Source organism: Patescibacteria group bacterium (assembly GCA_041662965.1).
GTDB lineage: Bacteria > Patescibacteriota > Patescibacteriia > Patescibacteriales > GWC2-42-12 > JACPHD01.
The window spans coordinates 22,644-45,696 of sequence record JBAZRI010000008.1; the positions used below are offsets into that span (position 1 = coordinate 22,644).

The window sequence follows — 23,053 nt, forward strand, 5'->3', positions numbered from 1 at the left end:
TATATCCTACCCTATAAATTCTTTAATAATAAAAAGAGCATCCTCCTATTAGGATCCTCCCTGTTTTTAATCATTTATACTTTATTTTATATTGGCTAAAAAGTCAAACAAAAAATCCCCGCTGGCGGCTAGCGTCAGCGGGGTGAAATGTTTTTTATAATGAACAATTAACTATGCCTCCAATCCATTGGCATAAATTAACAAGCCATCGGGATTGTCATACGGCCGGCCGGGATGATCCATCAACCCGAACCAATTGCCTTTATAAATGCCGGCAATTTGCCCGCCATTGGGAGATTCTGGCTCATAGACCAGCGCGACATTAGGCTGCCTATCTCCGGTCACAACCAACTTCCCATATCTATGGGCCGAGGGGAATTTAAGAATTTTACCCTCAAAACCTTTGGTCCATATGCAATTAGACCTCACGACTCGGTGAATAACCGGCATACTGCGGAATTCACCACAATCATTTTGCACCAAAGACAAGCCATCGCCGAAAATTTTAGCTCTCATTCCGATTTGAAAACCATTACACTCCATAATAACCGGAAGTTCGGTTTGCTTCAGCATTTCAATGGCTTCCCTGGCCATTAAGGTGGCGATGGAACCCGCTCCGGCATCATCACCGTAAGTAAATCCTCCGGTCCAGTGATGAACATCGTAATCTGTCACCTTTTTAACGCCGGAAACGAAATGTTTGGCAAACACCATTTCTGCTTCAGCGCCGAGAAATTTCCAAGATTCCAGGCTCTCCACCTCACAATTCGTACCCGGCCAATACCATACGGCCACTTTTTTCTTATGCATTATTATATACCTCCTTCGCAAAACGAGTATTCCAGCCATCAAATAGCCGCTTCCAATTTAGACGTTGATTATTAATAATAATACCTTTGTCTTTAATTATACGGCCAACGCACAAAGCGTCTCCGCCAAATAAATTTTCCAGTTTAATGGAATTTTCCGGTTTCACCTCAACTAATACCGTGCCGAAACTCTCCGGGAATAATTCAGCGCAGAGATCGGTTTCTACGCCGAAACCCGATGCCTCAACGCCTTCAAATAACCGCAAAATCAACCCGCCGCGATTTACCGGAACGGCAGAAAGATATATGCCGTTAAAAGCAGCTTGATAAATACTCTGCACGTAACTTTTAATCTCATTCATAGGAATAGTATCAACTTTGCCGGCAATAATTTCCAGTGAAGATGCCAGAGTTGATCCGGCCAGGGAATAGGCTCTTCTACCTAAACTATAAAGTAAGTTTCCTGGACGATGCCACTGATGAAGGATCAGCCGAGAGACATCAGGAATTTTACCAAGAGCCATAAAGTTTACGGATGGCGGAATATTAATTACCTGTCCTTCATATTCGCCAGAACCATAATTACTGTCCTTACCGTTAATAATCGGCCCGGTCTGTTTCTGTAGTTCACAAAGAACTTCCACCTGTTTAATTACATAATACGGAGCATAAGGATCGCGGTTAGGAGAATAAAAATTTTCCACCATGGCAATATCGTCCGGATTCACTCCTGCAGCTACTTGAGTAATGTAGGCGTCAAGAAATCCGCAAAAGGCACCGGCGATTGGATCGGCCTCGAAAAGCCATGGACTAAAGCACATACTGGTGGTAGCGCCATAAGGCTTGCCATAAACCGGCTTAGATACAGCCAAGTGCGAACCAACATTATAATTCTCGCCGTATAATGGCCCTTGCAAGCAAATTCCCTGAACCGTTGAATCATATTGCAGCCGCGCTCTTGACTGATTACAGTTGTCAAAATGCCCAACCACCATTACCGTCATATCTTCAACATTCTCTTTGATAATAGGAACAAATATAGGCACATCTTTACGCGGCGGCTCAATTACTTCAATTTCTGATAAAGGACAATTTTCAAACACTTCGTACGGCAAGTCTAAAAGAATTTCACCAGAGAGCGGAGTGTCTTTAGTAAATTCACGAACTTCTTCATCGCGAATAATTTGCAATCTGCGATTGCCGGTGAAAACTCCGATTCTCGTGCATTCCAACTCCATGAGTTCGCAAATAGCGACGAATTCCGACACTTTTTCCGGAATTATCGCGAAAGCGAATCTCTCCTGGCTTTCACCGATTGCCAACACTTTATCGGGAAGTCCTGCGCATTTAAGGGGCGGCAAAGCGAAATTCAATAACAGCCCGCCAGCATAACTTTCACCCCAAGGCAATTTTTTCGGTTCGGCCATTTCGCCAAAAGCGGATATGAAACCGCCGGCGCCGAAATCATTACGCGCCCGCGCGCAGCCTTTATCACGGATCATAAAAGTCGCCTGCATCATCTTCTGCTGCGTGAACGGATCTCCGAGTTGAACATGATCTGCCGCTGCGTTATCGGAATGCTCGCTTAAGGTACCCGAAGCTACTGTGCCGCCGTGATAACCGTCATTGCCTGACCTGTTGCCGACAATCCATGCCTCATCGCCAGCTTGGGGCAAACCTTTTAACGCTGCCTCCTTGGTAGTAATACCTAAGGTTCCGCCAAAAGCGAAAGGTTTTACCCCAAAAGCCGGATGGCTGTACATTCTGGCAAGATTCATGGGAATGCCGGTAGTGTTCCCGGCCTTAGCTATGGCCGCGATGGTTTCGCGAGCCACCTGCGCTTCAGAAAATACATATTTCTCAAGCACGGGATAAACTTTGCGGACAAATTCTCCAACAGTAGTCATCTCAAGATGACCGATCGGTTTAGCCCCACGTCCAGTCTGGTATACATCGCGGTCATGGCCCACCGTTTTGGTTAGCTGGCCGCCAAAGGTAAATTTACGCGATGGACTATTATGAGTCTCTCCGCCAAAAACCAGAGCGAGATCGTCATAAAAATCCCAAACGCCAGCATTATCTAAAAAAGCCGAAAGAACATTGGGGTTGTTGATTTCCTCCGTGGTTTTACGAAGTTTTTGAAGCAGTTGCCCCAGCTCCTGCCACCAGTTGTGATTACAGTGATCGCACCAACGAATCGCGTAGACGTCCAACCTCAAATCGGTAACAAAGGAAAGACCTTGTTCCTTTTGGTCATTGCGAATTTTCTTCATCTGTTTTAAAGACAAAGAAAGATTAAGATTCTTGCTTAAACCTGAAAGTTGTTCATCAGTCATTAGCAATAAATTGTAGGTATCCATCGGAATACGTTGACCGGCCGGTTTGAGAGTCGTAAATTCCGGCTCTTTGGTAAAACAAATTTCCACGTTAGGATTAACGGTTACACCCTTGAAAGCATCTCCATAATAGCGAGTGCCAACTTTAACAGCTTCTACTTTAATTCCTAATTTCTTGCAGGCCTCGCCGATTGTCTTACTCTGAGGATCAATAATGGCATTCTTAAACATAACTTCGTGAAAATCTCCTTCCGGTAATTCATCAATAATATTTTCAACTTCGCTGTCATGAAGAACCGGATATAGTAATGACAATTTTTCGACCTCGCTTGACGGCAGGTCAATGTTATAAATAATATACACGCCTACCTCGCCTTTCCTCGGTTGCTTTGGCGCAACCGCAATTCTAATAACACTGTTCATCTTCTCCTCCTCTCGTTTTAGTATTTTTTCACCTTCTTCTGTTAATTTGAATCTTGGTCCGCTATAATGCATCAACCCTAATTCTTTTAACTCAAAAGTTGCCATAACCGTATAATCGCCTAAAGACTTTGCGCCCTTGATCAACTGCAATAATCTAATTTGTTGCTTGGTTAGCTTCATCCCTTTCACCTTTCCCTTTCTATTTATCTTTTTATCTTTCAAATCAAAATAAACTGCGAATTGTTAAAGTGCCGTATATAAAATAAAAACTAACCCCCTTCCTCCTTGGGTTAGTTTTTTTATTTTCTAAAAAGATTTTACCTAATTTTACTAAAAAAGTCAAGCGGCAAAAAATGCCAGGCTGGAAAATTATTTTTTACTTCTTTTTCATCTTCGCCAGCACTAACTTTATCTCGTCCCAGCTATAATCCTCGCCTAAGGCCTCACGAATCGGCGTTAACTTATCCATGCCGACTTTTTTTATAACTTCCATAATTTTTTTCTGCCGTTCCGGTTTAACCAGCTTATTAATATCAACGCCTAAGCCTTTTTCCGCTAGAAAACATAGATGGCCGACAATCGTGCCGACGGTTAGCTCGCGCGCTTCGGCGATTTTCTCCAGGCTTAACCCCTTATTCCATAATTCCAAAGTCTCCAATTGCGTCAGCTTGGTTGATAAGCTGGAAGTTTTCTTTTTGCCTCTGGTTTCAATCTGAATTTTTTCCACCTCGCCCATATTTTTCACCAGGCAATTATCGCATTTAGCGCATTTTTTAGCCTCTAAATCGCCGAAATAATCAAGAATATATTTTTGCCTACAGTCAAAATGATAAATATAATTTTCCATCAGATCCAATTTATTGTAAGCGTGCTTTAATTTATATTTTAAAGCCTCAAAATCAAGCTTAACTTCGGCGCCATCAACCCGTTTTAATATTTTTAATTCCGTGCCGCGAAACGGCGGAATGTATTCAGCCAGATTCAAATCTTTTAACTTTTTAATCAAGCGCAGCAAAGTGTCTTTTTTAATTTGTAAAACATCGGCCATCTCTTCTATATTAGCATACAGGCCGGCCACCAGCTCATCGCCATATTTATCAAGTAAGCGTGTAAATGTCTCTTTCCGCAACTTGTTTTTGGTTAAAAACAAGTTGCGAGTTGCGAGTTGCGAGTTGCGAGTTTTTATATACGCTTGCCCGACGCGGTCATGCGAGCGCGTAACATAGCCTTCGCGCTCCAAAACTTTTATGGCCGTGCCCACGGCCATTTCCGGCAGCTTGTCCGACAGCATTTCCGCGATTTCGGCGTAAGTGATTAAAATCGTCTCCGTCTCATAATTTTTTAAAATTTCATAAATTTCCAAAATCATTTCCGGCGGCGGATTGTCGCCCTTGATAAAAAATTCTTGAAGATACCGGTCGCGCGGGCTGTATAATAACAAGCAAAAGCTCTGCTTGCCGTCGCGGCCGGCCCGGCCAGCTTCCTGATAATAAGCTTCAATCGTGCCCGGCATATCATAATGGATAACGAACCTGATGTCGCGCTTATCAATGCCTAGGCCGAAAGCGTTGGTAGCCACGATGACTTTGGCTTGGCCTTTCATAAAATTTTCCTGCACCCATTTTCTGTCCTCCGCCTCCATGCCGGCATGATAGCTTACGGCTTCAATATTATTGGCAAGTAAAGTCTGGAGCAGTTCATCCGCGCGCGAGCGCGTGCCAACGTAAATTATGCCCGTGCCGTCCGGTGCGCTATTAATCGCGTCTAAGACGAACTGCGGCTTGCGGCTATCCTGCGTATTAATCACGCCGAATTGTAAATTCGGCCGGGCAAAACCGGTAATCACTAAATTAGGATTAATTAAACCCAGTTGCTTTATGATATCATCCCTAACTTCTAACGTAGCCGTAGCGGTTAAAGCCACGACCGGCGGCCGGCCTAACGATTCAATTACACTTTTTAATTTTATATAGCTTGGCCTAAAGTCATGCCCCCATTGGCTGATGCAGTGCGCTTCGTCAACCGCGAACAAGCTTACTTTTATTTCTTTAAGCGCGGCCATAAATTCCGCGCTGTAAAACCTTTCCGGCGCGATATAAAGCAATTTGTATTGCCCTTGTTTAACGGCTTCTAGGCGGTTAATGGTTTCCGCCTGACTGATAGAAGAATTTATAAACGTCGCCGGCAGGCCGATTTTTAACAGGCTATCAACCTGGTCTTTCATTAAAGCGATTAAAGGCGAAATTACTAAAGTTACACCATTTAGCACTAAGGCCGGCAATTGATAGCATAGCGATTTTCCGCCGCCGGTCGGCATAATAACTACGGTTGACTGGCCGGCTAAAATATTATCAATCACTTTTTCCTGGCCTGGCCGAAATGAGTTAAAGCCGTAATGTATTTTTAAAAGCTCTTGAAGCTCTTGTTTTTTATTATTCATATTTTGCATTGTCATTCCCGCGTAGGCGGGAATCCAGAATTCTTGACATTCCACGCGAATTAAACTAATTTAAGATTAACATAAGGAGAAAATTAAGACAAAAAAATCTAAAATAACCGGTCTTTACAACTTATTTAAGGAGGAATACGGCATGAAAATAATAAAATTCCGGATACCGCTAGTAATTTTTGACATGCATGTGCATGGGCGAGGATTTATGCAATGGCAAAAGACAACCGTTAAACAAGTTATGGCAGAAGCTATGAATGGTTTAATTAATATTTCAGCTTTTATGCCAAATACCATTCCGGCCATAATTAACGATACTAACCTTAAACATTATTTTGATTTAGTTGAGGAGGCCAAAAGGATAAATAATAATAAATTTGAACAATACATTTGGTTCGGCGTAACAGACGGAAACTTAACATATTACGAGCAAGCTCTATTAGAAAATTATGTTATTGGTTTAAAAATTTATCCTTTAGCCCCGGACGGTAAAGGCGTAACCACTGGCACTATCGGCGTAATGCATGACAGCACTATCGTAAAAGCCATGTTATTGGCGAAAAAAAACGATAAAGTCCTTGCCGCGCATTGCGATGACCCGATTATTATTGCCAGACTTAAATATAACCCGATTGAAGCTGAAATTGAATACGTAAAAAAGATACTAAAACTGGCCGAACAAGTGCCTGGCGTTAAAATTATGATTTGCCATGTTTCCTGCAGGCAGAGCGCCGAATTAATCCTTGAGGCGCAAGCCAAAGGCATGAATATCGCGATTGAACTTTGCCCGCAGTATCTCTGGTTTGATAATGAGAGCACTAACTGGAATGAAAATCTACATTCGATTTTCTATCATTGCTTTAATAATCTGCGAGGCTCTGAACATAGAAAATTCTTAATCGGGCTTTTAGCCTCCAACAATGAGTTAGTTTTAATCGATTCTGATACGGCTTGTCATGCCAGGGAGGAAAAATTACGAGACCAACCAGGCGGCATTCCGTCTAACCAGGAATTAGTGCCGGTAATTATCACTTTAGCAATAGAGCATAAAATATCCGAAGCTAGAGTGGCTCAATTACTTTCTTTCAACCACTCAAAATTTTTTAATATCCCGGTGCCAAACGAACTCGTGGAATACAAGTGGGAGTTCAAGGAAGATCGACTGCTCTACAACAATGGAAAAGTAGAAAATCCCTGGAATGGTTCCCGGTTATATTTTCCAATTTTAAATTAATGGATTTTCTTAAAAAAAGAGGTCGGTTTGTATCACTACAAACCGACCTTGTTTTATTTTATAATTATTTAACCATTGACCCGACCAGCTCCTTAATGTTGGACATGCCATAAGCGGCAACTTTTCCTCTTAATCCATTATGAATTTCGACCAACACCTCTGGATTGTATAATAAAGCTGTGCCTATACCAATAACTGGAGCGCCGGCGACCATATACTCGGCCGCGCTATCGCCACTGTCTACGCCGGTCTGCCCGATTAAAGATATACCTAATTTCATTTCATAAAGTATTCTTAACTTTCTTAACGCTATCGGCATTGCCCCGGGGCCGGAATAACCTCCGTAAGTATTGCCCAAAGCCGCCCGTCCGGTTTCTAGGTTAACTTTTAAACCAGGGTAAGTGTTAAAGCAGGCTAAGGCGTCAGAGCCACCTTTTACAGCCATTAGAGCAATTTTCTTTAGATATTCGCCGTCCGGTATGGGCGAAAGCTTTGTAATAATAAAAGCTTCGGGCGCCTTAAGCCTGACCGCTTTAACCACTCTAAAAGTTGATTTCGGAGATAAAGCGAAAATTTCTTCGTTTTGCTTTTTGTTAGGGCAGGAGATATTTACTTCGAAAACTCTTATACCGTGCTTATATAATATTTCCGCCAGCTCTGCATACTCATCCACGCTATTGCCGAAAATATTAACGATAACGGTTTTCTTAAAACTTAGCCAGTGAGAGAGCTTGTCTTTTAAAAACACTTCCAAGCCTACATTCTCAAGGCCAATGGCATTAAGCATACCGCCGGGCACTTCTGCTATCCTCGGACCTTCATTACCGACACGCGGCAACAAAGACAAACCTTTTGTGGTAATCGCTCCAGCCTTACTTATATCTACCATTCCGTTTTCAACCGCCTCTAAATCCAGACAGCCGGCGCAAGTAATAATCGGGCTGGGCAAAATTAATTTTTTACCGCCTTGCCCGACTAACACGGTTTTCATGTTTATCTTTTTAACCGGCATACGCTCTTCTTCCGGTACTACGAGGCTGATATTTGATTGTTTTACCTTTTCCCAATCAACTAGCATGCCGGATAAAAACGGCCCGTCTTGGCAAAGATGATAATATCCGCCGCCTTTTTTTGGTATGGGGCAGCCCTTGTAAGCGCCTTCACCGCAAGCTACCAAAGTTTCCATGCCGACTAAAGAGGTCATCCCATACCTTAAGGCCATTATTGCAACTTTTTCCAGCATAGCGTTAGGACCGCAAGCTATTATTCTGTCATTTCTATTATAATGTCCTGTCTTTAATTCTTTTTCCAGCAAATCTGTAACCAGCCCCTCTTCATCGGTAATAGTTTCCAACTTGCAGCCGTAAATTTTAAGCAATTTTTTATCTATTTTATTTAATTTTCCTTTACCGCCATAAAGGCAAGTTATTTCAACAGATAATTCCTTCAGCTTAGAAATCAACAGCATTATTCCGGCAATGCCAGCGCCGCCGACCACTAGTATTACTTTTTTGTAATTGCTTGCTACCGTAATTGGCTTGCCTAACGGCCCTTTCACGGAAATTTTATCGCCCGGCTTCAATCTTGCATAATGCTCGGTATTTTCCCCTTTAACTTGAATTCTAGTGGCAAAATAATTAAATCCTTGCAAAAATACTGAAAATGGCCGCTGCCAAATTTTATCTGCAAAAAATGACTGCAGCATTACAAATTGGCCAGGCTTTGCTCCAAGCGGTTGTTCTTTTTTCAAGGTAAGATAAAAAACGCCGATTTTTTTGCTTCCCTCGCAGTTTATTACTGTTGCCGTAAAAAATTTTTTCATCTTTTTGCCCCCTCCTATTTTAGATTGTTTAAAATTGTAATGTGCGAATATTTAATAAAAAGCCTAACCCCTTTGAGTTAAGCTCCTTGTTTAATTTTATTTATTTTATCTTACTGCATCCGTCGTTTTTTGTAAATCTCCAGCGTATTTTTAAACGCCATGGCGATCGTCATGGGCCCGACTCCGCCGGGCACGGGCGTAATATAGCCGGTCTGATCCTTAACCTCTTTAAAATCAACGTCGCCCACCGCTTTGCCGCCTATTTTGGTAATGCCGATGTCAATTACCACCGCGCCCTTTTTTACCATATCCTTTTTTATGAATTCAGGCTTGCCCGCGGCCGTTATTAAAATATCGGCTTGGCTGGTTATAGCCGCTAAATTTTTATCATCTGCCTTAATCGCCTCAACTTTAGCTCCTCGGCACTTTAAAATATGGGCTAAAGTTTTTCCAAAAATATCCGAATTGGAAATTATTACTACCTGCTTATTTTTAATTTCGTAATTTATGCTTTTCAGCATTTCTAAAACCGTGGCGAACACCGGCGGCATTAAGCCGGAAAAATCGCAACTTTTTAATAATTTTTCCAGATTATCCGGTTGAAAGCCGTCAACGTCTTTGGCCGGATCCAAAGCTAAAATAATCGTATCCGCGTCAATCCCGGCCGGCAGAGGCATTTGCACTAAAATCGCGTCAATGGCTTTATCATTATTCAAGCATTCTATCATTTCCAAAATTTCCCGCTCGCTGGTATTTTCCGCGCATCTGTATAGATGCGTATCAACGCCGACTTTTTTAGCTTCACGCTCTTTTAAGCTTACGTACAATTCCGAATCCGGACGTTCGCCGATTAAAACAATCGCCAGGTTTGGCCTGGTGATATTATAAATATCTTTATTAAAGCTGATAATTTCCTTTACGATTTGATCTTTAATTTTTTCAGCTAATTTTTTTCCGTCTATGATCTTAGGCATAAAAAGGCATTATCATCGCGAGCTTAAGTAGTTTGTTTTTGTCATTTCGACCGAAGGGAGAAATCTATAATAGACAATAAGCGCGATTAGCAAGTATTAAAGATCTCTCCTCCCTGCGGTCGTCGAGATGACAAGGGGAGAGCTTTTCTCACAATAACAATTTTGTATTTAAATTGAAGGTATGGGAAATTCCAAACACATTTCTTTAACTTGGTTTTTAATATTATCCAGTATCTCCGCCTCATCCTTTTGTTCTAAGCCAGCGTTAATCCAGCCAACGATTTTTTTAATTTCCGCCTCTTTTATGCCGCGCGTGGTTATGGCCGGAGTGCCGAAGCGCACACCTGACGGATTCATGGGCGGATTCGGATCATTCGGGATAGTTGAGCGGGAAACCGAAATGCCGCATCTTTCTAAAATAACTTCAGCTTCTTTGCCGGCAAGACCCTTAGAAGTCATGTCAACCACCATTAAATGATTATCCGTACCCCCGGAAATTACCCGATAGCCTAATTTTATGAATTCCTCGGCCATGAGCTTGGCGTTAGCGATCACCTGTTTGGCGTATTGCTTAAACTCCGGGCGCAGCGCTTCGCCGAAAGCCACGGCCTTGGCCGCGGTAATATGGTCATGCGGTCCGCCCTGCATGCCGGGAAAAACCGCGCGGTTAATTTGCTTGGCGAATTGCTCCTTGCACATTATGATGGCGCCGCGCGGACCGCGTAAAGTTTTATGCGTAGTGGTTGAAACTACGTCAAAAAACGGCACCGGATTAGCCATCTCGCCGGCCGCGATTAAACCGGCCGTATGAGCGATATCGGCGAAAGTGAACGCCCCGACTTCATCGGCAATATCCTTGAATTTTTGCCATTCAATTTCCCTCGAGTAAGCGCTGTAGCCGGCCACGATCATTTTCGGCTTTTCGCGCAAAGCGATTTCCCGAACTTTATCCATGTTGATTCTGCCGGTTTCTATGTCCACTTCATATTGGGTGAAATTATACAGCATGCCGGAAAAATTTATCGGATGGCCGTGCGATAAATGCCCGCCATGGTCTAAGCGCAAGCCTAAAACCTTGTCGCCCGGTTTTATAAAGGCGAAGTAAACCGCCGCGTTGGCCGGCGAACCGGATAAAGGCTGGACGTTAACATGCTCGGCTTGAAATAATTTTTTCGCCCGCTCTATGGCGATGGTTTCCGCTTCATCAATATATTGGTTGCCGCCATAATAGCGGTGGCCGGCATAGCCTTCCGAGTATTTATTGGTCAGCACCGTGGCCATAGCTTCCAATACGGCTTTAGAAACATAATTTTCCGAAGCGATTAATTCCATTTCCTCAACCTGCCTGTTCATTTCCCGCTTAACCACGGCCATAATTTCTCCGTCTTGCTCGCTTAGATTTTTATAATTTAGCATATGTTTGTATTAAACCCCCTTTAACAAAGGGGGTGAGGGGGATTTAGTATTAATTTAATAGTAGTTTCTTCCACCCATTTTGTCAAAAAAAATAAGGGGCAGGTTTTTAGGCCATGCCCCATAGGCTTGTGGTCACGAGCACCAACAGTTCTACTTCTTATCCTTGGTTGACTCAACTCCTTCTCTGTATCCTTTTGCATAGTCTTGTGTCCCCGGGACTATCCCTGATATAAACTCACTTTCTGCTGCTTTGTCTACATCTCCGCTTTTCTGACCATCTTTAAAGCCTTGCTCTTTCGAACTATCAAACCAAGCCATTGTCCTCACCTCCTTTCATTAAAATAAGCGATATTATTTGATATTATTATAAAAATTTTAGCCTGTCAAATTAAAAATTTATTTTATAAACCCAAAATATTTTAACGCCGGAATTATATTCGGCCCTAAATCGGCCGGCAGATTATTTATATCAAACCACCGCCATTCTCTAATATCCTCCCCGGGCTTAATTTCGCCGATTCGCTCGGCTAAAAAATGGACTAAAATAATATCAATTTTCCCCTCGTCCGTTTCTTTTCTGGTAAAGCTAAAAAACGGCTCTTCGTCTAAAATTTTTATTTCTATGCCCATTTCTTCTTTAGCTTCGCGTCCGGCATTATCAATCAAATTTGTCTCATAATCTTCAACTCGTCCGCCGCAAAATTTCCAAAAAGCCGTATCGCCATGCTTATTTAATAAAACCTTATTATTTTCCACGATTACCGGCCCGGAAGCGATTATAATTTTTGGCATATTTTTTATTTAATAATTATTATAAATTATACCAAATTCTTCACCATATAACTACTCTGCAATTTATAGCCTAATTTACGGTAATACCCCCTTACGCCCACGCCGGCGATCACGGCGATTTTTTTATAGCTCTCTCTCCGCGCGATTTTTTCCGCTTCTTGCATTAAAAGCTTGCCTAAGCCCGCGTGCTGGACTTTTTTCTTCCGCCCCATAGATACTAACTCGCCATAAACATGCAATTCGCGGATTAAGGCTGCATTTTTTATTGGGTTATGAGTTGCGGGTTGCGGGTTGCGGGTTGCCAGCCTTAACCGGCAAAACCCATAAAGCGTTTCATCTTTTTTATCAGTTGCCTGGATAAAATATTCTATACCGTTAGAAGCCTGATATATTATTTTTGAAAATTGAAAATTGAAAATTGAAAATTTTTCTTCCCTGGCTTCTCTACATCTAATGCACCGGCATTTTACGCCCCGGTCTTTCATCACCTGTCTTAAATTGGTTATTAAATTCCCGGCCATAATTGATTCGCCCGGAATATCGCGGATCAATCTGATAATGCGCACGTACGGCGGCACGGCTTTTTTGCATTGCACGATTAAATTCTGTAAAACCTTATCGGAATAAGGCTTATATTTTCCCGCGCGCCACCATTTATATAATAGACTGCCGCGCGTTACGATAGTCGGGTAAAATTTTAACTGGTCGGGCTGAAATCGCTGATCGCTGAACAAGAGCTTAAACATAGCTAAATCTTTTTTGGCCGTGGCGCCGGGTAATCCGGGCATAATATGATAAGTCACCTTAAAACCGTAATTTTTTAAAAATTCGGTGGCTTGGGCGATTTCCGCTACGCCATGACCGCGCTTGTTTAATTTTAAAATTTTATCGTCAACCGCCTGTACGCCGAGTTCCACGCGCGTCGCGCCTAATTCGCGCATTTCCAAAAGTTCTTTATCGTTAATATAATCCGGCCGGGTTTCTAACGTTATGCCGATAATTTTATATCTAGCGCTTTCGTTCTTTTTCTGCTCGCTGAATAATAATTTTTTTATAATTTTAATTTTGAATTTTGAATTGAACTTTTGACTTTTTACCTTTAACTTTCTACTTCCCCCAAATTCATTCGCCGCCTTAAAGCACCGCGTTATATACCAATATTTATAATTCTCCGGCAAAACCGACCAAGTTCCGCCGATGACAATCAATTCAATTTTCGTGGGCTCATGGCCGTTGGCTTCTAAGGCGCGCAGACGCAACTCTACCTGTTTATATGGATCGTAATTACAGCGAATGGCGCGCATGACCGCCGGCTCGTTGGACAGATAGCTTTGCGGCACGTTTAATTCACTAGGGCAATAAGCGCATTCGCCCGGGCAAGGATAAGGCTTGGTTAAAACGGCCACGGGCGCTATGCCGGACATAGTGCGCACCGACCGTTTTCGTAAAATTTTTTCTAAAGCCGCCGAACCCCGCGCCGCGCCGGTTAGCAGGCGATTTTTATATTCATTTAAAATTTCCGAATTTGCTAAAATAACCTGGCCGTACTTTTTGGCCAGCTTTCTTTTAACCGCCATTAGCTCGGCGCGCGAGCTTATTTTTTTACTTAATAATTCGCTAATAGCCTTAATTTTCTTTTGTTTATCCTTGATTGTCATTTCTTTGCATGTTATTATTAAAACATCTAAATTTAAACATAAATCTATGAAAAAAACAACTCTTCTCGCCGGTTTAGTTCTTCTGTTCCTGCCCTTCACGGTTTCAGCTTACAGTATTAAAACCGATGACTCGGTTTATGTTCCAAAAAGCGAAACCATTGAAGGCAATCTCTACGCGGCCGGAGCCAACGTAACCATTGAAGGCAAAGTCACGGGCGACGTCTTCTGCGCCGGGCAAGCCATTAATATTTCCGGCGAAGTCGCCGGCGATGTTATCTGCGCCGGGCAATCAATCAGCGTTAGCGGCAATGTCGGCGGCAGCTTGCGCGCGGTCGGCAATTCCATTAATTTAAGCGGTAAAGTCAGCCGCAACGTTATGGCTTTCGGCGCTTCCATTTTATCATCCGCCAGTTCATCGGTTGGCTGGGATATGATGACTTTTGGCGCTTTCGGGCAAATCGCGGGCAATGTCGGCCGCGACCTTTATGGCGGCCTGGGCCAAGCTTCCCTTTCCGGACAAATTGGCAAAAATGTTAATTTAAATTTCGGCCAACAAAATAAAAAATCCGATAAACCGGCTTTAATTTTGACCGGCACGGCTGTAATCGGCGGCGACGTTAAATATACCTCTAACCAAGAAGCGACCATAGAAAACGGCGCGGTTGTTAAAGGCGAAGTCATCCATAACTTTCCCAAAATAACCGCTAAAAAATCCGGCGCGAACGGCATAGGCTGGTGGTGGGGAAAAATAATTTCCTTATTTTCCGCGTTAGTTTTAGGCTTGGTTTTAATCAGCTTCTGGCGCGAGCAGATTATTAAAATTACCGATTTAATGTTAAAAAAGGTCGGTCCGAGTTTAGGCTGGGGCGTTTTAGCTTTATTATTAACGCCTATCGCGGCGATTATTTTATTAATTACCATTATCGGCATTCCTCTGTCTTTGATTTTAATGGCGCTCTGGTTAATCGCCATGTACGTCAGTAAAATTTTAGCCGGCATTTTAATCGGCCGCAGTTTTTTAAGCAACTATTGGCTCAAGCAAAAAGACTCTTTGATTTTAGCCATGATTATCGGCATCATCATAGCCTATTTGATTTTCGCCTTGCCGATTATCGGCTCCTTCGTAGCGCTTTTAGCCGTACTTTGGGGCCTGGGCGGAATTTTATTGGCGCTAAAAAATAAATAATTTAATTTTTATGCGAGTAACCGCCAATATCTTTAAGGCTTACGATATCCGAGGGATTTATCCAAACCAATTAAACGAAGAAACGGCAGAGGCCATCGGCTTTTGCTTCGCTAAAATTATTAAAGCCAAAAAAATTATTGTTGGCAGAGATATGCGGCTTTCTTCAAAGCTAATGCTTAACGCTTTGGCCAAAGGCATAAATCAAGCCGGCGCCGAAGTAATTGATATTGGCCTGGTTTCAACCGACGCGACTTACTTTGCTTCAGGAAAATTTAGCTTAGCCGCCGTTATGATAACGGCTTCCCATAACCCCAAAGAGTGGAACGGCTTTAAACTGACTAAAGCCGACGCTGTTCCTTTTGGCGAAGATGATATAAAAAAACTTAGGCAAGCGGTTATAAAACATAAAATAAATAAAAAAAACGTTAAACGGAAAATGAAGAAAATTGATATTTTCCCTGGCTATATTAAAACCGTCTTGAATTTTATTGATAAAAATAAAATCAGCCGACTGAAAATAGCCGCTGACGCCGGCAACGGCATGGGCGGAAAAATCTTAGCGAAAATTTATGCGAAACTTCCCTGCGAAATCGTGCCTTTATATTTTAAGCCGGACGGCTCTTTTCCTAACCATCAACCCAGCCCGATTGAGAGCAAAAATTTAGTGGACTTGCAAAAAAAGGTTAAGCAAGTAAAAGCTGATTTCGGCATGGCTTTTGACGGCGACGCCGATAGGGTATTTTTTGTTGATGAAAACAGCGATTTAGTCAGCGGCGCCTCTATCGTCGCCGTTTTAGCGAAATATTTTTTGGACCGGCATCAAGGAGAAAAAATAATTTATGATTTGCGCTGCAGCCATTTTATTCCGGAATTAATCAAGGCTAACGGCGGCCAGCCGGTAATTTCCAGAGTCGGCCATAGTTTTATAAAAAAATTAATGAAGCAAACCGGCGCTATTTTTGGCGGCGAAATTTCCGGCCATTACTATTTTCGCGATAACTACCGGGCCGATAGCGCCATGATAGCGGCGGTAATTATCACGCAAATACTTTCGGAAAGTAAAAAAACTTTTTCAGAAATGATAAAAAATTATGTTAAATATTTTCAAATAGAAGAAACCAACAGCGAAGTTAAAAATAAAGACGCTAAACTAAAACAGATAAAAACAAAATATAAAGATGGAAAAATTTTCTGCCTGGACGGCGTAACTGTTGAATATCCGAATTGGTGGTTTAACGTCAGGCCGTCAAACACCGAGCCGGTCTTACGGCTTAATTTAGAAGCAAAAACTAAAAAATTACTAGCCAATAAAAAAAACGAGCTCTTAAAATTAATCAGAGGCTAAAAATATTAAAATCACCCCGGGGTTTGGGGTGACGAATAAGCGCCAAGGCGTGAGCATTAAAAGATAAATCAACGTGATAGCGCATTGAGGCACCCCAAAACTTCCCTGCCTACCGGCAGGCAGGTTTGGTTACTTTCTTAGTTATAAGAAAGTAACCTTAGCGGAGCGACACAAATGTAAATCATAAATAAAGTTTGCCATAACAAAAAGTTGAGATATATAATCTCAACTTTTTTATTTATCTTCTACTTTTTAAATAACCCCAAAATTTCTTTTATATCAGCCAAATCTTCTTCGGTTAAATTTAATTTTATTCTGTCCTGGTGAAGCTTATAGATTTCCCGCTCCGCCACGGTTGACGATATGCCGTAGCCGTTATGGATATTGGATAGATGCTTTTTAATAATAGCCAAAACTATTTTCCGGTTAGATTCGTCCAAATTGCTATAGCGATAATTTTCCCTGACTAGCGTATTTAATTTTTGCGCAAACCGGTCAAAAGTTTGCGTTTTGGCCGAAGCTAAAAGTTCTTGGATGTCCATTATATTAATTTATGCCTAATTTATTTTTAACTTTTTTCAAAGTCTCTTCGGCTATGAACCTAACCTTATCCGCACCGTTTTCTAAAATCTGCTTAACTTCCTCGTCGGAAAAACTATTATATTTAATTTGAAATTCAGTTAGAAAATTTCTAACCGTTTCGGCTAAATCTTTTTTAAATTCGCCGTAAAGCTTATTTTTATAATTTTTTTCCAATTCTTTAACGCTTACGCCGGTTAATAGCGAATAAATCGTCATTAGATTAGCAATGGCCGGCTTTTTCTTTACGTCATATTTAATCTCCGAACCCGAATCCGTAACCGCGCGCATAATTTTTTTCGCCGCTATCTCCGGCGCGTCGGTTAAAGCGATGTAATTAGCCGCCGAACCGGCGCTTTTGCTCATTTTTTTCAGCGGGTCGTCTAACCCCATAATGCGCGCGCCTTGTTTTCTGACCGCTACTTCGGGAATTTTAAAAACTTGCCCGTATTCGCGGTTAAATCTTTGCGCTAAAGTCCTGCAAAGTTCCACGTGCTGAACCTGATCATCGCCAACCGGCACGGCATCGGTATTATAAAGTAAAATATCCGCGGCCATTAAAACCGGATAGTCGTAAAGCCCAATGCTAACCGATTCTTTGGCCGCGCCTTTTTCCTTAAACTGCGTCATTTTATTTAAATCCGCCATGCGCGCGGCCGCGCAATTTAATATCCAAGCCAATTCCGTATGCGCCGTAATATCCGATTGCTGAAAAATTACCGCCTTCTCCGGATTAATGCCGGACGCCAAGTACATTTTTACCACATCTATAATCCTGTTTTTTAATTCTTTAGGCTCCTGCTTAACCGTTATGGCGTGATAATCCACCACGCAAAAAATGCAGTTATATTGATTCTGCATTTCCACCCATTGCGTTAAGGCGCCAAGATAATTACCCAAATGCAAAACGCCCGAAGGCTGAACTCCGGAAAACACGGTTGGTTTCATATTATTTTTAGCTAATTCCATAGTTTTATTGTATATTCAATCAAAACAATTGTAAAGGCAATAAAAATTATAAATGTCTATATATATATTAAAATCACCAGGGGGGTTGGGGTGACGAATAAGCGCCAAGGCGTGAGCATCAAAAGATAAATCAACGTGATAGCGCATTGAGGCACCCCAAAACTTCCCTGCCTACCGGCAGGCAGGTTTGGTTACTTTCTTAGTTATAAGAAAGTAACCTTAGCGGAGCGACACGAACGAAAGGTTTAGAAAAAAGTACACAATTATATATAAATTATTTTTCTAAAAAACCAGAGATTGCTTCGCTATCGCTCGCAATGACAAAACAAAAAGACGTCGGACGTCCGATTGGACGTCCGACGTCTTTAGTTATTCTATTACATCTTCCCTTCCAAATAACTTTCATACGACGCCATGTCAAAATGCCCATGGCCGCTTAAGTTAAACAGTATCGTTTTGCTCTCTCCAGACAAGCGGCATTTTTCCGCTTCTTGAAATACGGCCTTAATCGCATGCGCGGATTCGGGCGCCGGAACAATTCCCTGGCTACGCGCGAATTTTACGGCCGCGGCAAAAATTTCTTTTTGCTCATAAGCCACGGCTTCAATCAAGCCTTCATCTTTTAGCAGGCTGACGATCGGCGCCGCGCCATGATATCTTAGACCGCCGGCATGAATCGGCGACGGCACAAATTCGTAACCCATGGTATACATTTTTATGAGCGGCGTTAAGCCGACCGTATCGCCGAAATCATATTTATATTCGCCCTTGGTTAATGATGGGCATGAAGTCGGCTCGGCCGCGATGACGCGTAAATTTTTCTTTTGGCCTTTTAACTTATCTTTCAAGAATGGAAAAGCAATGCCGGCTAAATTACTGCCGCCGCCATGGCAACCGATAATTATGTCCGGATAGTCTCCGGCGATTTCCATTTGCTTCATAGCTTCCTGCCCGATTATTGTTTGGTGGTGCAAAACATGGTTTAAAACCGAGCCTAAAGCATATTTAGTATCATCATGCTTAGCCGCGTCTTCAACCGCTTCGGCAATGGCCATGCCTAAACTGCCGTGAGTATTCGGGTCTTTCTTTAATATCTTTTTTCCGGCCTCGGTTAAATTAGACGGGCTGGAAATACACTCGGCGCCGTAAATTTTCATCATTGTTTTGCGGTAAGGCTTTTGCTCGTAGCTTATTTTAACCATATAAACGGTTAAAGCCAAACCGAAATAATTACAGGCAAAGCCCAAAGCCGAGCCCCACTGGCCCGCGCCGGTTTCAGTAGTTAATCTTTTAACGCCGGCTTGCTTATTATAATAGGCTTGCGCTAAAGCCGTATTTAACTTATGGCTGCCCACCGGGCTGGCGCCTTCATATTTATAATAAATCTTGGCCGGAGTTTTTAACTCTTTTTCAAGCCGACTCGCTCGGATGAGCGGGCTGGGGCGATATAGCTGATAGGCTTTTCTAATTTCCTCGGGTATGGCGATCAATCTTTCGCCGGACATTTCCTGCTTGATTAATTCCATGGGAAATAACGGCGCCAAATCTTCCGGCGTTATGGGTTTTTTCGTTCCCGGATGAAGCGGCGGATCTAACGGCCTAGGCAGATCCGGAACAATATTATAGTAATGAGTCGGCGCATCTTTCTGATCTAAGAATATTATTGGCATATATTTATGTTAAAAAATAATAATTAATTTTTTGTCATTCCCGCGCAAGCCTGCCTGTCCGGTAGGCAGGCGGGAATCCATTACCTTTTTAAACTTCGCCAAAATTCACTGCACCTATTTTTGTAAAAATATTTTTTCATATAATATAATTAAATTTAATAATTTTAGAATTGGCGAGGAACGAAACATAATTTCGCTCCCCGCCTTTGCTTCACTGCCAGCCGGCTCGGCCCGCTGAAAAAATAACTTGATCATTGCCGCTCTTGCTTGCCTGCATAAGTTCTTTTTTACATTCCGGGCATTCCAGCTTGCTTTCATTGCCCCAGCCAACCGCCATTTCCTTAATTACCATTTTAGAACCATGTTTTAAGCACTTCTCCATTTTTTAATTCCTCCCCAGTTAGAATGAACAATAAATAAAAAAGCTTTCCGTCCCTTAAACATAGCCAAACTATGTTTAAGGGACGGAAAGCCTTGACTTTACGTGTTGCCACCCTAATTTTGGTTTTGAAATAACAGGCGAATTTAACAAAAAAATCCGCCAGTAAAACGGATTTCAAAACCACTTTTACTGACTCGTGCCCCGCCTCTGGCGGAAGACATCAGTTATCCTTTGATTACGGAGGAAGCCGGGCCAACACTAACGCATTGGCCACCCATTATGCTTAAGCCCAACCCCCGCGAATTAACGCGAGGACTCAAGCGGATTTTATAATTATTTAGGTTCTATTAGCACTTTATCACAAATAAAAAATTTGTCAATTTTATTAATTCATTTAATCCATCATTTTAAAATAACCAGGGGGCTTGGGGGTCGGAGTTGGCGCCAAGGCTAGTTAGTCGGAGAATAATCAGTGCGATAGCCAATCGAAGACCCCCAAAACTTTTTGCTTACTTTTTAGTTATAAAAAGTAAGGCCCGCGGCAGCGAAAAACTGTAGTAACTGACAAATAAAAATTAAAAAATAACAAATCTAATATTTAGAAATAACTATTATATTTATTTTAACTCCTGATTGGCCTCTGCTTTCAATTTTCGCCACGGCGTGAGTTTTTTCCTTTTAGCCTGAAAATATCCGGCGGCGGCGATCATGGCCGCGTTGTCCGTGCAATACTTAAAATCAGGAATTATTAATTTCGCGCCGGTTGATTTTTCTTTAACCACGTTTCCCATTCGGCTGCGTAATTCTTTATTCGCCGCCACGCCGCCGGACAGCATTATATTTTTACAATTATATTTTAAAGCGGCCTTAAGAGTTTTATGGACTAACACCTCGGCTACGGCCTGCTCAAATTCATAAGCATATTCGGAAATTTTCTTCTTCCAATTCTTATCTCTTTGCGTCGCGTATAATAAAGCCGTTTTCAGCCCCGAGAACGAAAAATCAAAGTTATTGGAATTCATCATCGGCCGCGGCAATTTATTAATTCGTAATTCGTAATTCGTAATTCGTAATTTCGCGGCTTCAGCCGCGATCGCCGGCCCACCGGGATATCCTAGTCCAAGCAACATTGCCGCTTTATCAAAAGCTTCTCCGGCCGCGTCATCCCGTGTCTGGCCCAAAACTTTATATTTCCCATGTCCGCTCATCAATATCAGCATAGTATGCCCGCCGGAAACAGTTAAAATAAGCGCGGGAAATTTTGGCTTGTTATCTATAAAATTAGCGTAGACATGCCCTTCAATATGGTTAACCGCCACAACAGGAATACGCCAAACATAGGCTAAAGTCTTAGCCGTTTCCACGCCGACCAATAATGAAGTAATAAGCCCGGGCCCAACCGTTACCGCAATTGTGTCAATAAATCCCCCTCTCCTTGGCAAGGAGAGGGCTGGGGTGAGGTCAGCCTTTTCCAGTGCCTGATTAATTACCGGCAATATATTTACAACATGCTCTCTGGCCGCCACTTCCGGCACCACGCCGCCGTATTTTTTATGTATTTCTATCTGCGAGGAGACAATATTTGATAATACTTTAACTTTATCTCCGCGGCCTTCAATTATCGCGGCCGCGGTTTCATCGCAGGAAGTTTCAATGCCCAATATAATCATAAATTTCGCCAGAGCTAATCGCAAATAGCCGTGCCATAAGTATTCCGGCAATAAGACGTGATAGCTACGCCGTCATTACAAGCTGATATATCATAACAACTTACCCAGCCTCCGTAATCCAATCCATTGCAACGGCATTTAATATTTGAATCCGGGTCGCCAATAATATATATCCATTCAGGCCTTATAACTTGTATCAACGCGTACCAATCATAATAAATAGTACAAACGCGATGATCTTCATGGCCAACACTCATTGTTACATAATTCGCCGCTTGCGGACATTCACCATTATAGCTATGCCAAGTATACCCATAAGTTGCTAACCCTGCTAAAGCTTTGTCGCCAGCATAAGAATAAGTGAAAGAACCCAATAAAGCCTCAACATATGTCCATGTTCCATTATAAAAAGGATACCACTGTCCTCCGGAGACGCTTTCCGTAGCAACCAATTTTTGAGCAAAAGTCGTGTCATCTCTTGAAAAAGTTAGGCTCAACTGTTCATTGCCGCCCGTACTAAATACTTTTAAATATTTAAATGGCTTATTTCTAATCGTGCTCTCCAGATCTCCTGAATTATAAGTCTGGCTGTTAAAATTAAAATCCACGTTTGAGCCTAATGTTCCTTTCCAAAACAAACTGTCTTTATTATACGGGCCGATATCGCCATGGGCCAATAGCGTCCAGCAATTATTTTGATAGCAGATATCTTTAACATCGCTGCAGGTTCCGCAACTGCCGCCGCAGCCATCATCGCCGCAGGTTCTGCTCGCGCAGTCCGGATGGCACACCCCTGAACAATTATTATCACAACCGTCAGTATCTATTTGATTGCCATCATCGCACTCCTCCCCTCCATTAGCCACCCCGTCCCCGCACCAGCTATTAGCCAAAACATGAACGGTGAAATTTTTGCTGGCCATAACCTGACAGCCATTATTGGTAGTGGCTCTGACTATGACGTTTTTATCCCCCGGGTCATTGATATTATCCGTGGGCGTGCCCTGGATAGCGCCGGTAGCTGGATTAATAGTCAGCCAGGCCGGATTATTAAACAGGCTGTAAGTTACGGGCGTAGGCGTGGTCACGTTGGCCTGGGCGTTAAACTGCACCGGGCCGTAGTACAAAGGCAGAGTAGCCCCGGTTGGATAAACATAAATTGTGTCATTAGCAATAGGCAGATTAACCGTGAAATTTTCATTAACCACGGTCAAAGTAAAAGTTCTGGTGGTTTCGGCTGAATAGGGAGAGATTGTTTGATCGTAAAATTCATCTCTAGCCGCGGCGGTAAAGTCATAATCCCCGGCCGGTACGTTAGGCGTGCCGGTGATCTTGCCGC

The 23,053-nt window shown here is 42.5% G+C and carries 17 protein-coding genes; 3 read left to right on the forward strand and 14 right to left on the reverse strand.

Features of this window, described 5'->3' with window-relative positions:
• Positions 1-171: 171 nt before the first annotated feature.
• The 3 genes from WC639_04405 to WC639_04415 form a co-directional block, all read right to left on the reverse strand.
• Positions 172-810 (reverse strand): phosphoribosylformylglycinamidine synthase subunit PurQ, encoded by a 639-nt coding sequence (locus WC639_04405; GenBank protein MFA6307017.1) that lies wholly within the window; start codon positions 808-810, stop codon positions 172-174.
• A complete protein-coding gene (locus WC639_04410) occupies positions 803-3,748 on the reverse strand; it encodes an AIR synthase-related protein (GenBank protein MFA6307018.1) in 2,946 nt (981 codons plus the stop codon). The genes WC639_04405 and WC639_04410 overlap by 8 nt, the downstream gene beginning before the upstream one ends.
• Positions 3,749-3,944: 196 nt before the next feature.
• On the reverse strand, positions 3,945-6,008 hold the full coding sequence (locus WC639_04415) for a RecQ family ATP-dependent DNA helicase (GenBank protein ID MFA6307019.1): 2,064 nt from the start codon (positions 6,006-6,008) through the stop codon (positions 3,945-3,947).
• 151 nt (positions 6,009-6,159) lie between these two features.
• Here WC639_04415 and WC639_04420 point away from each other — a divergent pair, with 151 nt between their 5' ends.
• On the forward strand, positions 6,160-7,251 hold the full coding sequence (locus WC639_04420) for a dihydroorotase family protein (GenBank protein MFA6307020.1): 1,092 nt from the start codon (positions 6,160-6,162) through the stop codon (positions 7,249-7,251).
• Between the two features lie 64 nt (positions 7,252-7,315).
• On the opposite strand, the gene WC639_04425 is transcribed toward WC639_04420, so the two are convergent.
• The 5 genes from WC639_04425 to WC639_04445 all read right to left on the reverse strand — a co-directional run bounded on the left by WC639_04425 (position 7,316) and on the right by WC639_04445 (position 13,913).
• Positions 7,316-9,073, reverse strand: coding sequence for an FAD-binding oxidoreductase (locus WC639_04425; protein ID MFA6307021.1), 1,758 nt, complete (start codon positions 9,071-9,073; stop codon positions 7,316-7,318).
• Positions 9,074-9,183: 110 nt separating this feature from the next.
• Positions 9,184-10,047 (reverse strand): bifunctional 5,10-methylenetetrahydrofolate dehydrogenase/5,10-methenyltetrahydrofolate cyclohydrolase, encoded by an 864-nt coding sequence (locus WC639_04430; protein ID MFA6307022.1) that lies wholly within the window; start codon positions 10,045-10,047, stop codon positions 9,184-9,186.
• A 168-nt stretch (positions 10,048-10,215) separates the two neighbouring features.
• Positions 10,216-11,463 carry a serine hydroxymethyltransferase gene (gene glyA, locus WC639_04435; protein ID MFA6307023.1) on the reverse strand — a complete coding sequence of 416 codons (1,248 nt, stop codon included), beginning with the start codon at positions 11,461-11,463 and terminating at the stop codon, positions 10,216-10,218.
• 396 nt (positions 11,464-11,859) lie between these two features.
• The gene (locus WC639_04440) at positions 11,860-12,255 is read right to left on the reverse strand and encodes an NUDIX domain-containing protein (GenBank protein MFA6307024.1); all 396 of its coding nucleotides are present in this window, start codon (positions 12,253-12,255) and stop codon (positions 11,860-11,862) included.
• Positions 12,256-12,281: 26 nt separating this feature from the next.
• The gene (locus WC639_04445) at positions 12,282-13,913 is read right to left on the reverse strand and encodes a tRNA uridine(34) 5-carboxymethylaminomethyl modification radical SAM/GNAT enzyme Elp3 (GenBank protein MFA6307025.1); all 1,632 of its coding nucleotides are present in this window, start codon (positions 13,911-13,913) and stop codon (positions 12,282-12,284) included.
• Positions 13,914-13,959: 46 nt separating this feature from the next.
• Between WC639_04445 and WC639_04450 the strand changes: the two genes are divergently transcribed.
• Both WC639_04450 and WC639_04455 read left to right on the forward strand, forming a co-directional pair.
• Positions 13,960-15,099 carry a polymer-forming cytoskeletal protein gene (locus tag WC639_04450; protein ID MFA6307026.1) on the forward strand — a complete coding sequence of 380 codons (1,140 nt, stop codon included), beginning with the start codon at positions 13,960-13,962 and terminating at the stop codon, positions 15,097-15,099.
• Positions 15,100-15,109: 10 nt separating this feature from the next.
• Positions 15,110-16,444 (forward strand): phosphomannomutase/phosphoglucomutase, encoded by a 1,335-nt coding sequence (locus WC639_04455; protein MFA6307027.1) that lies wholly within the window; start codon positions 15,110-15,112, stop codon positions 16,442-16,444.
• 245 nt (positions 16,445-16,689) lie between these two features.
• Here the strand turns inward: WC639_04455 and WC639_04460 are convergent, their stop codons facing one another.
• The 6 genes from WC639_04460 to WC639_04485 form a co-directional block, all read right to left on the reverse strand.
• On the reverse strand, positions 16,690-16,986 hold the full coding sequence (locus WC639_04460; GenBank protein ID MFA6307028.1) for a hypothetical protein: 297 nt from the start codon (positions 16,984-16,986) through the stop codon (positions 16,690-16,692).
• Positions 16,987-16,990: 4 nt separating this feature from the next.
• Positions 16,991-17,971 (reverse strand): tryptophan--tRNA ligase, encoded by a 981-nt coding sequence (trpS, locus tag WC639_04465; GenBank protein ID MFA6307029.1) that lies wholly within the window; start codon positions 17,969-17,971, stop codon positions 16,991-16,993.
• A 398-nt stretch (positions 17,972-18,369) separates the two neighbouring features.
• Positions 18,370-19,662 carry a TrpB-like pyridoxal phosphate-dependent enzyme gene (locus tag WC639_04470; protein MFA6307030.1) on the reverse strand — a complete coding sequence of 431 codons (1,293 nt, stop codon included), beginning with the start codon at positions 19,660-19,662 and terminating at the stop codon, positions 18,370-18,372.
• Positions 19,663-19,873: 211 nt separating this feature from the next.
• Positions 19,874-20,044: a hypothetical protein gene (locus WC639_04475; GenBank protein ID MFA6307031.1), complete on the reverse strand. Its 171-nt coding sequence runs from the start codon at positions 20,042-20,044 to the stop codon at positions 19,874-19,876.
• 617 nt (positions 20,045-20,661) lie between these two features.
• On the reverse strand, positions 20,662-21,714 hold the full coding sequence (gene tsaD / locus WC639_04480) for a tRNA (adenosine(37)-N6)-threonylcarbamoyltransferase complex transferase subunit TsaD (GenBank protein ID MFA6307032.1): 1,053 nt from the start codon (positions 21,712-21,714) through the stop codon (positions 20,662-20,664).
• A 14-nt stretch (positions 21,715-21,728) separates the two neighbouring features.
• Positions 21,729-23,053: putative Ig domain-containing protein (locus WC639_04485; protein ID MFA6307033.1), on the reverse strand; the 1,325-nt coding region annotated here is incomplete at its 5' end.